12 protein-coding genes are annotated in these 15,129 nt (G+C 71.3%); 11 read left to right on the top strand and 1 reads right to left on the bottom strand.

The annotated features are described in order from the left end of the window. Positions 1 to 89 precede the first annotated feature (89 nt). A complete protein-coding gene (locus F8R89_RS09725; RefSeq protein ID WP_151783594.1) occupies positions 90 to 638 on the bottom strand; it encodes a beta-class carbonic anhydrase in 549 nt (182 codons plus the stop codon). A gap of 420 nt (positions 639 to 1,058) precedes the next feature. On the opposite strand from F8R89_RS09725, the gene rsmH reads away from it, so the two are divergent. The 11 genes from rsmH (at position 1,059) to ftsZ (ending at position 15,123) form a co-directional block, all read left to right on the top strand. After that, positions 1,059 to 2,054 carry a 16S rRNA (cytosine(1402)-N(4))-methyltransferase RsmH gene (rsmH, locus tag F8R89_RS09720; RefSeq protein ID WP_225994353.1) on the top strand — a complete coding sequence of 332 codons (996 nt, stop codon included), beginning with the start codon at positions 1,059 to 1,061 and terminating at the stop codon, positions 2,052 to 2,054. A 76-nt stretch (positions 2,055 to 2,130) separates the two neighbouring features. After that, positions 2,131 to 2,679, top strand: coding sequence for a septum formation initiator family protein (locus F8R89_RS09715; RefSeq protein ID WP_151783593.1), 549 nt, complete (start codon positions 2,131 to 2,133; stop codon positions 2,677 to 2,679). A gap of 5 nt (positions 2,680 to 2,684) precedes the next feature. Beyond that, positions 2,685 to 4,646 carry a peptidoglycan D,D-transpeptidase FtsI family protein gene (locus F8R89_RS09710; protein ID WP_413251245.1) on the top strand — a complete coding sequence of 654 codons (1,962 nt, stop codon included), beginning with the start codon at positions 2,685 to 2,687 and terminating at the stop codon, positions 4,644 to 4,646. A gap of 171 nt (positions 4,647 to 4,817) precedes the next feature. Beyond that, entirely contained in the window at positions 4,818 to 6,347 is a 1,530-nt protein-coding gene (locus tag F8R89_RS09705) for a UDP-N-acetylmuramoyl-L-alanyl-D-glutamate--2,6-diaminopimelate ligase (RefSeq protein WP_151783591.1), read from the top strand. 4 nt (positions 6,348 to 6,351) lie between these two features. Next, complete coding sequence (locus F8R89_RS09700; protein ID WP_151783590.1) at positions 6,352 to 7,767, top strand: UDP-N-acetylmuramoyl-tripeptide--D-alanyl-D-alanine ligase; 1,416 nt, start codon at positions 6,352 to 6,354, stop codon at positions 7,765 to 7,767. After that, on the top strand, positions 7,764 to 8,837 hold the full coding sequence (gene mraY, locus F8R89_RS09695; protein ID WP_062674947.1) for a phospho-N-acetylmuramoyl-pentapeptide-transferase: 1,074 nt from the start codon (positions 7,764 to 7,766) through the stop codon (positions 8,835 to 8,837). The genes F8R89_RS09700 and mraY overlap by 4 nt, the downstream gene beginning before the upstream one ends. Continuing rightward, positions 8,819 to 10,243: a UDP-N-acetylmuramoyl-L-alanine--D-glutamate ligase gene (gene murD / locus F8R89_RS09690; RefSeq protein ID WP_151783589.1), complete on the top strand. Its 1,425-nt coding sequence runs from the start codon at positions 8,819 to 8,821 to the stop codon at positions 10,241 to 10,243. Before mraY ends, murD begins: the two co-directional genes overlap by 19 nt. Before the next feature lie 100 nt (positions 10,244 to 10,343). Beyond that, positions 10,344 to 11,705, top strand: coding sequence for a putative lipid II flippase FtsW (ftsW, locus tag F8R89_RS09685; RefSeq protein WP_151783588.1), 1,362 nt, complete (start codon positions 10,344 to 10,346; stop codon positions 11,703 to 11,705). Between the two features lie 6 nt (positions 11,706 to 11,711). Next, positions 11,712 to 12,806 (top strand): undecaprenyldiphospho-muramoylpentapeptide beta-N-acetylglucosaminyltransferase, encoded by a 1,095-nt coding sequence (murG, locus tag F8R89_RS09680; RefSeq protein ID WP_151783587.1) that lies wholly within the window; start codon positions 11,712 to 11,714, stop codon positions 12,804 to 12,806. Between the two features lie 23 nt (positions 12,807 to 12,829). Further along, positions 12,830 to 13,627: a cell division protein FtsQ/DivIB gene (locus F8R89_RS09675; RefSeq protein ID WP_151783586.1), complete on the top strand. Its 798-nt coding sequence runs from the start codon at positions 12,830 to 12,832 to the stop codon at positions 13,625 to 13,627. A gap of 287 nt (positions 13,628 to 13,914) precedes the next feature. Beyond that, a complete protein-coding gene (ftsZ, locus tag F8R89_RS09670; RefSeq protein WP_151783585.1) occupies positions 13,915 to 15,123 on the top strand; it encodes a cell division protein FtsZ in 1,209 nt (402 codons plus the stop codon). Positions 15,124 to 15,129: the final 6 nt, after the last annotated feature.

Genomic DNA, 15,129 nt, shown 5'->3' with positions numbered 1-15,129 from the left:
GGAGCGCGAAATCGACAGTGGAACGACAGGTGAAACCGATGGTCACCAGGGGTGCCCGCGGTATCACGCGAGGTGGGCCCGGCGCCGGCTCAGGCCGCCTCGACCTCGCGCAGCAGGCCCGTCTTCACATCGAAGACGAAGCCGCGCACATCGTCCTTGTGCAGCAGGAACGGCGAGGTGCGCACCCGCCGCATCGACTGACGGACGTCCTGGTCGACGTCCCGGAAGGACTCCACCGCCCACGCCGGGCGCTGGCCGACCTCCATCTCCAGCTCGTGCCGGAACTCCTCCGTGAGGGACTCCAGACCGCAGTTGGTGTGGTGGATCAGGACGATGCTGCGGGTGCCGAGGGCCCGCTGGCTGATGGTGAGCGAGCGGATCACGTCGTCGGTGACGACACCGCCCGCGTTGCGGATGGTGTGACAGTCGCCGAGCTCCAGACCCAGCGCGGCGTGCAGGTCGAGACGGGCGTCCATGCAGGCCACGACGGCCACCTGCAGGACCGGACGCGCGTCCATGCCCGGGTCCGAGAACTCGGACGCGTACTGCGCGTTGGCGTCGACGAGGCGGTCGGTGACCGTCCCCGTGCGGTCTATCGCGTCGTCGGAGCCGGCGGGTACCGATGCGGAAGTCGTCATACCCATGACGTTACTGGTCACGTCCGCACCGGTCCTGTCGTGAGAGGGGACAAAGGACGCCATCGAGGCTTGTTGTGAGCTAACCCACAGGGGTGGTGTGAGTGCCCCCATACGGGCGGTTTCGCCGTCCGCGCGGCGTCATCGTGACCTCGGTCGGCGACGCGCAGGCCGGTTGATTGACCGCGCGACACCGTGGACTAAAGTGACGCGAAGCGGGAGGCGAGACTCCCCCTGCTGGACAGCAAACCCCGGAGGCTCCGGCGACTTTCCGGAGACCTCCCCGCGTGCGCGGCGCGTACGTACGGCTCGGCCTCCTCCCGCTCCCGGTCGGCTGACGCTCCAGGCGCCGGCAGACCTCCCCTTCACGAGCGGCGGGAGACCCGGCGGTGCGTGCGCCGCCGGATCTGAGAGGGCCCAAGAGTGACAGGGCGCGAAGCGCTTCCGAACACGGACGGCGGGCGACGGGAGGACCGGCACATCCCGGTCATGCTCCAGCGGTGCCTCGACCTGCTGGCCCCCGCCCTGGAGGAGCCGGGAGCCGTCGTCGTCGACTGCACCCTCGGGCTCGGCGGGCACAGCGAGGCCCTGCTCCGGCGCTTCCCCGAGGCCCGGCTCGTCGCGCTCGACCGGGACACCGAGGCGCTGCGCCTGTCCGGCGAACGGCTCGCCCCCTACGGCGAGCGCGCCCGCCTCGTGCACGCCGTCTACGACGAACTCCCCGACGTCCTCGCCCGCCTCGGCATCCCGCGCGTCCAGGGCGTCCTGTTCGACCTCGGCGTCTCCTCCATGCAGCTCGACGAGGCCGACCGGGGCTTCGCCTACGCCCAGGACGCCCCGCTCGACATGCGTATGGACCAGACCACCGGGATCAGCGCCGCCGAGGTCCTGAACACCTACCCGCCCGGCGAGCTCGTCCGCATCCTGCGCGCCTACGGCGAGGAGAAGCAGGCCAAGCGGATCGTGGCGGCCGTGGTGCGCGAACGCGACAAGGAGCCGTTCACCAACAGCGCCCGGCTCGTGGAGCTCATCCGGGACGCGCTGCCGCAGGCCGCCAAGCGCACCGGCGGCAACCCGGCCAAGCGCACCTTCCAGGCGCTGCGCATCGAGGTCAACGGCGAGCTGTCCGTCCTGGAGCGGGCCATCCCGGCCGCCGTGGACGCCCTCGCCGTGGGCGGGCGGATCGCCGTGCTGTCGTACCACTCGCTGGAGGACCGGCTCGTCAAGCAGGTCCTCGCGGCCGGCGCCGCCAATACCGCCCCGCCCGGGCTGCCCGTCGTGCCCGAGCGCTACCAGCCCCGGCTCAAGCTGCTGACACGCGGTGCCGAACTTCCCACGGAGGAAGAGGTCGCCGAGAACCGCCGTGCCGCACCGGCACGGCTGCGCGGCGCCGAGCGCATCAGGGAGTCCATCGAATGACGGACGGCAGGCAGGGGCGGACGCCCGGTCCCGGACGGCACGCCACCGGGCCGGAGCACCGCAGCGGGGAGGGCGCGTGAGCAGGAAACCCGAACTGAGAGGCCGGGCGGCCCGGCTCGCCCGGCTCCTGCCCGCCGGGGCCGGACGAGCCGCCCGCGCCCCCTTCGTCCTGCTCGTCGTCCTCCTCCTCGGCGGCGGACTCATCGGGCTGCTCGTGCTGAACTCCGCCCTCAGCGAGGGCGCGTTCCGGCTGGACGACCTCGAACGGGACACGAAGTCCCTCACCGACGAGGAGCAGTCCCTGCAACGCGACATCGACGCCTACTCCGCGCCCGACGCCCTGCAGCGCCGGGCCCGGGAACTCGGCATGGTGCCCGGCGGCGACCCCGCGTTCCTCGGCCCCGACGGCACCGTCAAGGGCGTCCCCAGCGCCGCCGCCGTCGATCCCGCCGCCGCCCGGGACCCGCTCGTGCTCGCCCCCGAGGCCCTCGCCGGCGACCCGGCGGCACCCGGCGCGGAACCCGCCGAGCCCGCCCCGGCGGACGGCTCGCCGCAGGGCACGCCCACCCCGGCCCCGTACCCCTCCGACGCACAGCCCTCCCCGTACCCGACCCCCGGCAGGTGACGGAAGTGTCCGACAGGGAACCGCCGCGCCGCCGTGTGCCCGGACCCGCGAAGCCCGCCCGCTCCGGCGGCGCCCAGCGGCGCCCGGGACCCGGCGCGCGCCCGGCCCGCCGCCCGGCCCGGCCCCGCCCCGGCGCCCAGGGCGCCATCCGGCTCGGCAGCCCCCGGCCCCGGCTGCGCATGGTCGGCCTGGCCCTGACCCTCGTGCTGAGCGCCTTCGTGGTGCGCCTGCTCCAGGTGCAGGGCGTCGACGCGAGCACGTACGCCGCCAAGGCCCAGAAGAACCGCTACGTCGGCTACACCCTGGCCGCCGAGCGCGGCGGCATCACCGACCGCAACGGCGTGGCCCTCGCGACCAGCGTCGACGCGTACGACATCACGGCCGACCCCACCCTGTTCACCCGCGAGCAGCTCGGCGTCGACGACGGCCCCGAGCAGGCGGCCGCCCTGCTCGCGCCGATCCTCGGCCAGGAGCAGGACGCGATCGTCAGGAAGCTCCGGCCCGCGAACAAGAACCTGCGCTACACCCTGCTGGCCAGCCGTCAGACCCCGCAGGTCTGGAAGCAGATCAAGGACCTGAAGACGGCGCTGGCCACCAAGTCCGAGGCCGACAAGGCCACGGTGAACGTCCTCGGCGGCGTCCTGTCGGTCGCCAGCAGCAAGCGCGTGTACCCCAACGGCGACCTCGCCGCCGGGATACTGGGCTGGGTCAACGCCGACGGCAAGGGCGGCGGCGGGGTCGAGCAGCAGCTGAACAAGGAGCTGTCCGGCAAGGACGGCGAGATCCGCTACGCCCAGTCCGGCGGGCGGCAGGTCCCCACCGTCAACGCCACCGAGACGCCGGCCGTGCCCGGCAGCGACGTCGAGCTCACCATCGACCGCGACATCCAGTGGGCCGCGCAGAACGCGATCACCGAACAGGTCGAGAAGTCCAAGGCCGACCGCGGGTACGTCATCGTCCAGGACACCCGCACCGGCGAGGTCCTCGCCATGGCCAACGCGCCCGGGTTCGACCCCAACGACCTGTCCGAGGCCAGCGGCGCCAACATGGGCAACGCGGCCCTGCAGGACGCCTACGAGCCCGGCTCCACCGCCAAGATCATGTCGATGGCCGCCGTGCTGGAGGAGGGCGTGGCCACCCCCGGCACCCATGTCGTCGTACCGAACCGGCTGCACCGCGGCGACCGTCTCTTCAAGGACGACATCGACCACGAGACCTGGCACCTCACGCTCAACGGCGTCCTCGCCAAGTCGAGCAACATCGGCACGATCCTCGCCACCGGCCAGCTCGGCAAGACCCAGCCGAAGGCCAACAAGGTCCTCTACGACTACCTGCGCAAGTTCGGCCTCGGCAGCTACACCGGGCTCGGCTTCCCCGGCGAGACACCGGGCATCCTGGCCGCCCCCGCCAAGTGGTCGACGTCGCAGCAGTACACGATTCCTTTCGGCCAGGGCCTCTCCCTCAACGCCATGCAGGCGGCGTCCATCTACTCGACGATCGCCAACGGCGGCGTCCGCGTGGAGCCGACGCTCGTCCGCGGCACCAAGAGCCCCGACGGGCAGTTCACCGAGGCGCCCGAGCCCCGGAAGACCCGGGTGATCAGCGCGAAGACGGCGAAGACGCTCGCCCGGATGCTGGAGTCCGTCGTGGACGACCGCGAGGGCACCGGCACCAAGGCGCGCATCCCCGGCTACCGCGTCGCGGGCAAGACGGGTACGGCGAACCGAGTGGATCCGGCCACCGGCAAGTACCGCGGCTACACGTCGTCGTTCGCCGGGTTCGCACCCGCGGACAAGCCCCGGATCACCGTCTACTGCGCCATCCAGAACGCCACCCAGGGCAACTACTTCGGCGGCCAGATCTGCGGCCCCATCTACAAGCAGGTCATGGAGTTCGCGCTGAAGACCCTCCAGGTCCCGCCGACCGGGGCCAAGCCCGCCAGCCTTCCGGTCTCCTACAAACCCTGACCATCTGATCAGCACCGAGCAGCCAGGAACCGCCCCGTGACAACGATCACCCCCGACCCCGGGAACCACGGCACCCCCCGCCCCTCACTTCGCCCGCAAGGGGGTACGCCCGGTACGCTCACCGCCGTGCCACACGCTGATCAGTCCCAAACCACCCAGAAGGGGCACCCCGTGACGTATCCGGGACCGCCCAGGCCGGTACAGGTCGCCGCCACACCCCTGGCGGAACTCGCCGATCAGCTGGGTGCCGCCACGCCGGCACAGCGGGACGGCTCCGTCGAGATCACGGGCATCACCCATGACTCGCGTGCCGTCCGCCCCGGCGACCTGTACGCCGCCCTGCCGGGCGCCCGCCTGCACGGCGCCGACTTCGTGACCCAGGCCGCCGGCCTCGGCGCGGCCGCCGTGCTGACCGACCCGACCGGCGCCGAACGCGCCGCCGCGACCGGCCTGCCGGTCCTCGTCGTCGACGACCCGCGCGGCCGGATGGGCGAACTCGCGGCCACCATCTACGGCCGGCCGGGCCGCGATCTGCTCCAGATCGGCATCACCGGCACCTCGGGCAAGACCACCACCGCCTACCTCGTCGAGGGCGGCCTCAGGACGGCCCGTTCGACCGGCCTCATCGGCACGGTCGAGATGCGCATCGGCGACGAGCGGATCAAGTCCGAGCGCACCACCCCGGAAGCCACCGACCTCCAGGCCCTGTTCGCCGTCATGCGCGAACGCGGCGTCGAGGCGGTCGCCATGGAGGTCTCCAGCCACGCCCTGGTGCTCGGGCGGGTCGACGGCTGTGTCTTCGACATCGCCGTCTTCACCAACCTCAGCCCGGAGCACATGGAGTTCCACTCCGGCATGGAGGACTACTTCCAGGCCAAGGCGCAGCTGTTCACCCCGGCGCGCAGCCGGCTCGGCGTGGTCAACCTCGACGACGAGTACGGCCGCCGGCTCGTGAAGGAGGCCGGCGTCCCGGTCGTCACCTTCTCCGCCGAGGGGCACCCGGACGCCGACTGGCGTGCCGAGGACGTCCGGATCGGCCCCATGGACGCCACGTTCACGGTGATCGGCCCGAAGGACGAGCGGATCGCGGCCACCTCGCCGCTGGCCGGCCCCTTCAACGTGGCGAACACCCTCGCCGCGATCGTCGCCCTCGCCGCGGCCGGCCTCGACCCGCAGACCGCCGCCGACGGCATCGCCGCCGTACCGGGCGTGCCGGGCCGGCTGGAGCGCGTGGACGAGGGACAGCCGTACCTCGCGGTCGTGGACTACGCCCACAAGACCGACGCCGTCGAGTCCGTCCTCAAGGCCCTGCGCAAAGTCACCGAGGGCAAGGTGCACGTGGTGCTCGGCTGCGGCGGCGACCGGGACAGGACGAAACGGGAGCCGATGGGCGCGGCCGCCGCGCGGCTCGCCGACACCGCCGTCCTGACCTCCGACAACCCCCGCTCCGAGGACCCGCTCGCGATCCTCGCGGCCATGCTCCGGGGCGCCGCCTCGGTGCCGGCGCACGAGCGCGGCGAGGTGCAGGTCTTCGAGGACCGGGCCGCCGCGATCGCCGCCGCCGTCGCCCGCGCGCAGCCCGGGGACACCGTGCTGATCGCGGGCAAGGGCCACGAGCAGGGCCAGGACATCGCCGGGGTGGTGCGTCCCTTCGACGACCGCCAGGTGCTGCGCGAAGCCATCAAGAAGACCCAGGGATGAACTTGTGATCGCCCTCTCTCTCGCCGAGATCGCAGAAGTCGTCGGCGGGCAGACGTACGACATACCGGATCCGTCGGTCCAGGTCACCGGATCCGTCGTCCGGGACTCCCGTGAGGTGGAGCCCGGCAGTCTCTTCGTCGCCTTCGTCGGCGAGCGCGCCGACGGCCACGACTACGCCGAGGCGGTCGTGGCGGCCGGCGCCGCCGCCGTCCTCGGCTCACGCCCGGTGGGCGTGCCCGCGATCGTCGTACCGGACGTACAGAAGGCACTCGGCGCCCTCGCCCGCCACGTCGTCCGCCGGCTCGGCGCGACCCTCGTCGCCCTGACCGGCTCCGCCGGCAAGACCAGCACCAAGGACCTCATCGCCCAGGTGCTCCGCCACAAGGCGCCGACCGTGTTCACGCCGGGCTCGCTCAACAACGAGATCGGGCTGCCCCTCACCGCCCTCAGCGCCACCGAGGAGACCCGCTTCCTGGTGCTGGAGATGGGCGCGCGGGGCATCGGCCACATCCGCTACCTGACCGAACTGACCCCGCCCAAGGTCGGCCTGGTGCTCAACGTCGGCACCGCGCACATCGGCGAGTTCGGCGGCCGTGAGCAGATCGCCCAGGCGAAGGGCGAACTCGTCGAGAGCCTCCCCCCGGCCGAGGAGGGCGGCATCGCGGTCCTCAACGCCGACGACCCTCTCGTGCGGGCCATGACCTCCCGTACGAAGGCGAAGGTGGTCCTTTTCGGAGAGTCCGACGAAGCGGACGTTCGCGCCGAGAACGTGCGACTCACGGACAGCGGACAGCCCTCGTTCGTCCTTCACACACCCTCCGGGTGCAGCGATGTGACCATGCGCCTGTACGGTGAGCACCACGTGTCGAACGCGCTCGCCGCGGCCGCCGTCGCCCATGAGCTGGGCATGTCCGCGGAAGAGATCGCCACCGCGCTCTCCGAGGCGGGCTCCCTCTCCCGCTGGCGGATGGAGGTCACCGAGCGCCCGGACGGCGTGACGGTCGTCAACGACGCCTACAACGCGAACCCCGAGTCCATGCGAGCCGCTCTGCGCGCCCTCGCGGCGATGGGCAAGGGGCGTCGTACGTGGGCGGTGCTCGGCAAGATGGCCGAGCTCGGGGACGAGGCGCTCGCCGAGCACGACGCGGTCGGACGGCTCGCCGTCCGGCTCAATGTCGGCAAGCTCGTCGCGGTCGGGGGCAGGGAAGCGTCCTGGCTGCAACTGGGCGCATATAACGAGGGTTCGTGGGGTGAGGAGTCGGTGCACGTGTCCGACGCACAGGCGGCGGTCGACCTGTTGCGCAGCGAGTTGCGCCCAGGGGACGTCGTGCTCGTGAAGGCGTCCCGTTCGGTCGGTCTGGAGAGCGTCGCCGAGGCGCTGCTCGCGGGCGGTACCGAGGGTGAGGTCGCCGCCCGATGATGAATCAGATCCTGTTCTCGGGTGTCATCGGTCTGTTCCTGACCCTGGTCGGCACTCCGCTGCTGATCAAGCTGCTGGCCCGCAAGGGCTACGGCCAGTACATCCGGGACGACGGCCCGCGCGAGCACCACAGCAAGCGCGGTACGCCGACCATGGGTGGTATCGCGTTCATCCTGGCGACGATCGCCGCGTACTTCCTGTCGAAGCTGATCACCGGCAAGCCGCCGACGTTCTCCGGCATCCTCGTGATCGGCCTGATGGCCGGCATGGGCCTGGTCGGCTTCCTCGACGACTACATCAAGATCGTCAAGCGCCGTTCGCTGGGTCTGCGGGCCAAGGCGAAGATGGCCGGCCAGCTGCTCGGCGGTATCGCCTTCGCCGTCCTGTCGCTGCAGTTCGCGGACAACCGCGGCAACACCCCGGCGTCCACCAAGCTCTCCTTCGTGCAGGACTTCGGCTGGTCCATCGGCCCGGTGCTGTTCGTCGTCTGGGCGCTGTTCATGATCCTGGCGATGTCCAACGGCGTGAACCTGACCGACGGTCTGGACGGCCTCGCCACCGGCGCCTCCGTGCTCGTCTTCGGCGCCTACACGTTCATCGGCGTCTGGCAGTTCCAGGAGTCCTGCGCCAATGCGGGGACCCTGACCAACCCGGGCGCCTGCTACGAGGTGCGCGATCCACTCGATCTCGCCGTCGTCTCCTCGGCGTTGATGGGCGCCTGCCTCGGCTTCCTGTGGTGGAACACGTCACCCGCCAAGATCTTTATGGGCGACACCGGTTCGCTGGCCCTCGGTGGCGCGCTCGCCGGTCTCGCCATCTGCTCGCGCACCGAACTGCTGCTCGCCATCCTCGGCGGCCTGTTCGTGCTCATCACCATGTCGGTGGTCATCCAGGTCGGTTCGTTCCGCCTCACCGGCAAGCGCGTCTTCCGTATGGCGCCACTGCAGCACCACTTCGAACTCAAAGGCTGGTCCGAAGTCCTTGTCGTGGTCCGTTTCTGGATCATCCAGGGCATCTGTGTGATCGTCGGACTGGGTCTCTTCTACGCGGGATGGGCAGCGGACAAGTGACCGACTGGCAGGGGAAGAACGTCACCGTCGCCGGGCTCGGCGTCTCCGGCATCCCGGCGGCCAAGGTGCTGCACGGCCTCGGCGCGCACGTCACCGTCGTCAACGACGGCGACGACGACCGGGCCCGCGCCCAGGCCGCCGAACTGGAGGCGCTGGGCGTCACCGTGCGGCTCGGCGACGGGGCGACCCTGCCCGACGGCACCGAACTCGTCGTCACCGCGCCCGGCTGGAAGCCGGACAAGCCGCTGTTCGAGGCGGCCCGCGCGGCCGGCGTGGAGATCTGGGGCGACGTCGAACTCGCCTGGCGGCTGCGGGGCCCGGACGCGGCCCCCTGGCTCGCCGTCACCGGCACCAACGGCAAGACCACCACCGTCCAGATGCTCGCCGCCATCCTGCGCGCGGCCGGCCTGCGCACGGCGGCGGTGGGCAACATCGGCGTCTCGCTGCTCGACGCCGTTCTCGGCGACGAGAAGTACGACGTCCTCGCGGTCGAACTCTCCAGCTACCAGCTGCACTGGGCGCCGTCGCTGCGCGCCCACTCCGCCGCCGTGCTGAACCTGGCGCCCGACCACCTCGACTGGCACGGCTCCATGGAGGCGTACGCCGCCGACAAGGGCCGTGTCTACGAGGGCAATCGGGTCGCCTGCGTCTACAACGCGTCCGACAAGGCCACCGAGGACCTGGTGCGCGAGGCGGACGTCGAGGAGGGCTGCCGGGCCATCGGCTTCACCCTCGGCACCCCGGCCCCCTCCCAACTCGGCGTCGTCGAGGGCATCCTCGTCGACCGCGCCTTCGTGGAGGACCGGCACAAGAACGCCCAGGAGCTCGCCGAGGTCTCGGACGTCACCCCGCCCGCCCCGCACAACATCGCCAACGCCCTCGCGGCGGCGGCCCTCGCGCGCGCCTTCGGGGTGCCCCCGCAGGCCGTACGGGACGGGCTGCGGGCCTTCACCCCGGACGCCCACCGCATCGCGCACGTGGCGGACGTGGACGGCGTCGCCTACGTCGACGACTCCAAGGCCACCAACACCCACGCCGCCGAGGCGTCGTTGGCGGCGTACGAGTCCATCGTCTGGATCGCGGGCGGGCTCGCCAAGGGCGCCGAGTTCGAGGAACTGGTCGCCAAGTCCGCGCCGCGGCTGCGCGGCGCCGTGCTCATGGGCGCCGATCGAGCCCTGATCCGCGAAGCCCTGGCGCGACACGCGCCGGAAGTACCCGTCGTCGACCTCGAACGGACCGACACTGGGGCGATGCTCGCGGCAGTCCAGGAGGCGCGGCGGCTCGCACAGCCCGGCGACACGGTGCTCCTCGCTCCGGCGTGTGCCTCGATGGACATGTTCGCCAACTACAACCAGCGCGGTGACGCGTTCGCGGCGGCGGTCCGCGAACTCGGCGCGGGCGCCTGACGGCGGGTCTCCACAGCGGGTGCTTCGGGACCCTTGGAGGGACGCGTGACTCGGATGTGGCCGGACAGGACGTACGCCCTTGGCGAGGCGGTGAGCGCCGATGCCCGGTAGCCGTACCGGACGGCCCCCCGTCCAGCGGACCGTACGGCGCCCGGCGGCCGCGCGCCCGGTGCGCGACAACGCCGTACGGCGGCTCGTCAAGCGGCTGCGCCGGGCCTGGGACCGGCCGCTGACCGCCTACTACCTGATCTTCGGCGGCAGCCTCCTGATCACCGTGCTGGGCCTGGTGATGGTCTACTCGGCCTCCCAGATCACCGCGCTGCAGATGTCGCTGCCCGGCTCGTACTTCTTCCGCAAGCAGCTGCTGGCCGCGGCGATCGGCGCCGGGCTGCTGTTCGCCGCCTCCCGGATGCCGGTGAAGCTGCACCGCGCGCTGGCCTACCCGATCCTCGCGGGCGCCGTCTTCCTGATGGCGCTGGTACAGGTCCCCGGGATAGGAGTCGCGGTCAACGGCAACCAGAACTGGATCGCCCTCGGCGGCTCCTTCCAGATCCAGCCCAGCGAGTTCGGCAAGCTGGCGCTGGTGCTGTGGGGCGCCGACCTGATCGCCCGCAAGCAGGACAAGAAGCTGCTGGCCCAGTGGAAGCACATGCTGGTGCCGCTGGTGCCGGTCGCCTTCATGCTGCTCGGGCTGATCATGCTCGGCGGCGACATGGGCACCGCGATCATCCTGTCCGCGATCCTGTTCGGCCTGCTGTGGCTGGCGGGCGCGCCGACCCGGCTGTTCGTCGGGGTGCTGTCCGTCGCCGGCGCGATCGGCCTGCTGCTGATCAAGACCAGCGCGAACCGGATGGCCCGCCTGCAGTGCCTCGGCGCGACCGAGCCCCAGGCCGGGCCCGTCGACTGCTGGCAGGCCGTGCACGGCATCTACGCGCTCGCGTCCGGCGGGATCTTCGGTTCCGGGCTCGGTGCGAGTGTGGAGAAATGGGGCCAACTCCCCGAAGCCCACACGGACTTCATCTTCGCCGTCACCGGTGAGGAACTGGGCCTGGCGGGGACGCTGTCGGTGCTGGGTCTGTTCGCGGCTCTAGGCTATGCGGGTATCCGCGTGGCCGGACGCACGGAGGACCCCTTCGTCAGGTATGCCGCGGGAGGTGTGACCACCTGGATCACCGCGCAAGCCGTGATCAACATCGGTGCGGTGCTCGGCCTGCTGCCGATCGCCGGTGTCCCCCTCCCGCTGTTCTCCTACGGAGGATCCGCCCTGCTGCCGACCATGTTCGCCATCGGGCTGCTGATCGCGTTCGCGCGCGACGAGCCCGCTGCGCGGGCAGCGCTTTCCGTACGGCAACCACGCTTTGGTAAAAAGCGTGCGGGAGGCGCCGGGCTTGTTCAGGGGCCTCGGAGATGGAACACGATGCGACGGCGTGCCTCGGCGGCGCGCTCGTCCGGAGAGCGGTGAATTTCGGTGCATGTCGTACTCGCCGGTGGGGGGACCGCCGGCCACATCGAGCCCGCGCTCGCCCTCGCGGACGCCCTGCGCAGGCAGGACCCGACCGTGGGGATCACGGCCCTGGGCACGGAACGCGGTCTGGAGACCACGCTCGTACCGCAGCGGGGCTATGAGCTCGCGCTGATCCCCGCCGTGCCGCTGCCGCGCAAGCCGACGCCCGAGCTGATCACCGTCCCGGGCCGGCTGCGCGGCACGATCAAGGCGACCGAGCAGATCCTGGAGCGCACCAAGGCGGACGCCGTCGTCGGCTTCGGCGGCTATGTCGCCCTGCCCGGCTACCTCGCCGCCAAGCGCCTCGGCGTGCCGATCGTCATCCACGAGGCCAACGCCCGCCCCGGCCTGGCCAACAAGATCGGCTCGCGCTACGCCGCCCAGGTCGCCGTCGCCACCCCGGACAGCAAGCTGCGCAACTCCCGTTACATCGGCATCCCGCTGCGGCACACCATCGCCACCCTCGACCGGGCCGCCGTCCGCCCCGAGGCCCGCGCGATGTTCGGGCTCGACCCCAACCTGCCGACGCTGCTGGTCTCCGGCGGCTCGCAGGGCGCCCGCCGCCTCAACGAGGTCGTCCAGCAGGTCGCGCCCTACCTCCAGCAGGCCGGCATCCAGATCCTGCACGCGGTCGGCCCGAAGAACGAACTGCCGCACGTACAGCAGATGCCGGGGATGCCCCCCTACATCCCGGTAAGTTACCTGGACCGGATGGACCTCGCGTACGCCGCGGCCGACATGATGCTCTGCCGCGCGGGCGCGATGACCGTCGCCGAACTCTCCGCCGTCGGACTCCCGGCCGCCTACGTCCCGCTGCCCATCGGCAACGGCGAACAGCGGCTGAACGCCCAGCCGGTGGTCAAGGCCGGCGGCGGCCTGCTGGTCGACGACGCGGAACTCACTCCCGAGTGGGTGCAGCAGAACGTCCTGCCCGTGCTCGCCGACCCGCACCGGCTGTACGAGATGTCCCGCGCGGCAAGCGAGTTCGGCCGCCGGGACGCCGACGACCTGCTCGTCGGCATGGTGTACGAGGCGATCGCCTCGCACCGCCGCCAGTGACCGTATGACGGAGGGTAGGGAGCGTGGCCGGATCGACGACCGCCGAGCGCGGTGAACGCCAGCAGGAGTCGTCCGACCCGCCCCTCACCCGGCGGCGGTTGAGGCTGCCCCGCCTTCGTACGATCATCATTCTTTCCATCGTCCTGGTGCTCCTGGGCGCCGGTTCCGTCTGGCTGCTCTACGGTTCCTCGTGGCTGCGGGTCGAGCGGGTGCCGGTGTCCGGGACCCGGGTTCTGACGCCGGAGCAGGTGCGAGAGACGGCCGACGTGCCCGTGGGCGCGCCACTCGTCTCGGTCGACACCGGGGCGATCGAGGCGCGTCTGCGCCGCGAACTCCCGCGGATCGACGAGGTCGAGGTGGTGCGCGACTGGCCGCACGGAATCGCCCTGAACGTGGTGGAACGTACGCCTGTCCTCATCGTGCGAAGCGGCGGAAAGTTCGTCGAAGTGGACAGGAAGGGCGTCCGGTTCGCCACGGTCCCCGAGGCCCCGAAAGGCGTCCCCGCGCTGGAATTGACGGTCTCCCGGTCGAGTTCCGCCGCGGCGAGCCTGCGGCGCTTCGGCGAGGCCCGGCTGGTGCGCGAGGCGGTGCGGGTCGCGGGCGCCCTCCCGGCGTCCGTCGCACGGGGCACCCAGCTCGTCAAGGTCCGTTCCTACGACGACATCTCGCTCGTCCTGACCGGCGGCACGACCGTGGCCTGGGGCAGCGGCGAGAACGGCGCGGCGAAGGCTCGCACACTCCACGCTCTCATGAAAGCCTCCCCGCGTGCGCGGCACTTCGACGTCAGCGTCCCCACGGCCCCAGCGTCATCAGGGAGTTGACGCACATCCGCGCAGGCCAGCACCCTGGTTGGGCAGCGACACGGCTGATCACATAGGGTGAAAAGAAAAACGGGAGGTTCGGCGTGTTCGTTGAACGTGCGCCACTTGTCGACTTAGTGTCCTGTTCAGAAGACTTCAGGGAACAGACACACTGGTAACCCTAAACTTCAGGGTTAGGGTTCGGGTCGGCGCTATGGACCGTCCCATTCGGCATCAGTCGCCGGGTTCGCGAAGCGCAGCGCTTCCGTCCTCCGGTGACCCGTAACTCGAGGCGAGAGGCCTTCGACGTGGCAGCACCGCAGAACTACCTCGCAGTCATCAAAGTCATCGGTGTCGGCGGCGGTGGTGTCAATGCCATCAACCGGATGATCGAGGTCGGTCTCAAGGGCGTCGAGTTCATCGCCATCAACACCGACGCGCAAGCTCTGTTGATGAGCGACGCCGACGTCAAGCTCGACGTCGGCCGCGAACTCACCCGCGGACTCGGCGCCGGAGCGAACCCGGCCGTGGGCCGCAAGGCCGCCGAGGACCACCGCGAGGAGATCGAGGAGGTCCTCAAGGGGGCCGACATGGTCTTCGTGACGGCCGGTGAAGGCGGCGGCACCGGCACCGGCGGCGCGCCCGTCGTGGCCAACATCGCCCGCTCCCTGGGCGCGCTCACCATCGGCGTGGTCACACGCCCGTTCACCTTCGAGGGCCGGCGCCGCGCCAACCAGGCCGAGGACGGCATCGCGGAACTGCGCGAAGAGGTCGACACCCTCATCGTCATCCCGAACGACCGGCTGCTGTCCATCTCGGACCGCCAGGTCTCCGTCCTGGACGCCTTCAAGTCGGCCGACCAGGTCCTGCTCTCCGGTGTCCAGGGCATCACCGACCTGATCACCACGCCGGGCCTGATCAACCTCGACTTCGCCGACGTCAAGTCGGTCATGTCCGAGGCCGGTTCGGCTCTCATGGGGATCGGCTCGGCGCGCGGCGACGACCGCGCGGTGGCCGCGGCCGAGATGGCGATCTCCTCGCCGCTGCTCGAGGCGTCCATCGACGGCGCCCGCGGCGTCCTGCTCTCCATCTCCGGCGGCTCCGACCTCGGCCTGTTCGAGATCAACGAGGCCGCCCAACTGGTCAGCGAGGCCGCCCACCCCGAGGCCAACATCATCTTCGGCGCGGTCATCGACGACGCCCTCGGCGACGAAGTGCGGGTCACCGTGATCGCGGCCGGCTTCGACGGTGGCCAGCCGCCGGCCCGCCGGGACAACGTCCTCGGCTCGGCCTCGTCGTCCCCGGCGCGCCGCGAGGAGCCCGCCCCGGTGCCGGCCCGGCCGCAGCCCGAGAGCCGTCCGTCCTTCGGCTCCCTCGGCAGCGTGACGCCGAAGGAGGAGCCCGAGCCGGCGCCGGAGCCGGTGGCCGACGTCCCGGTCGCCCCGCCGGTCCCGCCCTCGCGGACGTACGCCGACAGCGCGGCGGAAGAGCTGGACGTCCCGGACTTCCTCAAGTGATCCTTC

The sequence above is a fragment of the Streptomyces sp. SS1-1 genome (assembly GCF_008973465.1).
GTDB lineage: Bacteria > Actinomycetota > Actinomycetes > Streptomycetales > Streptomycetaceae > Streptomyces.
Note: the sequence above shows the minus strand (reverse complement) of the source record. Positions and strands in the feature narration are given on the sequence as shown.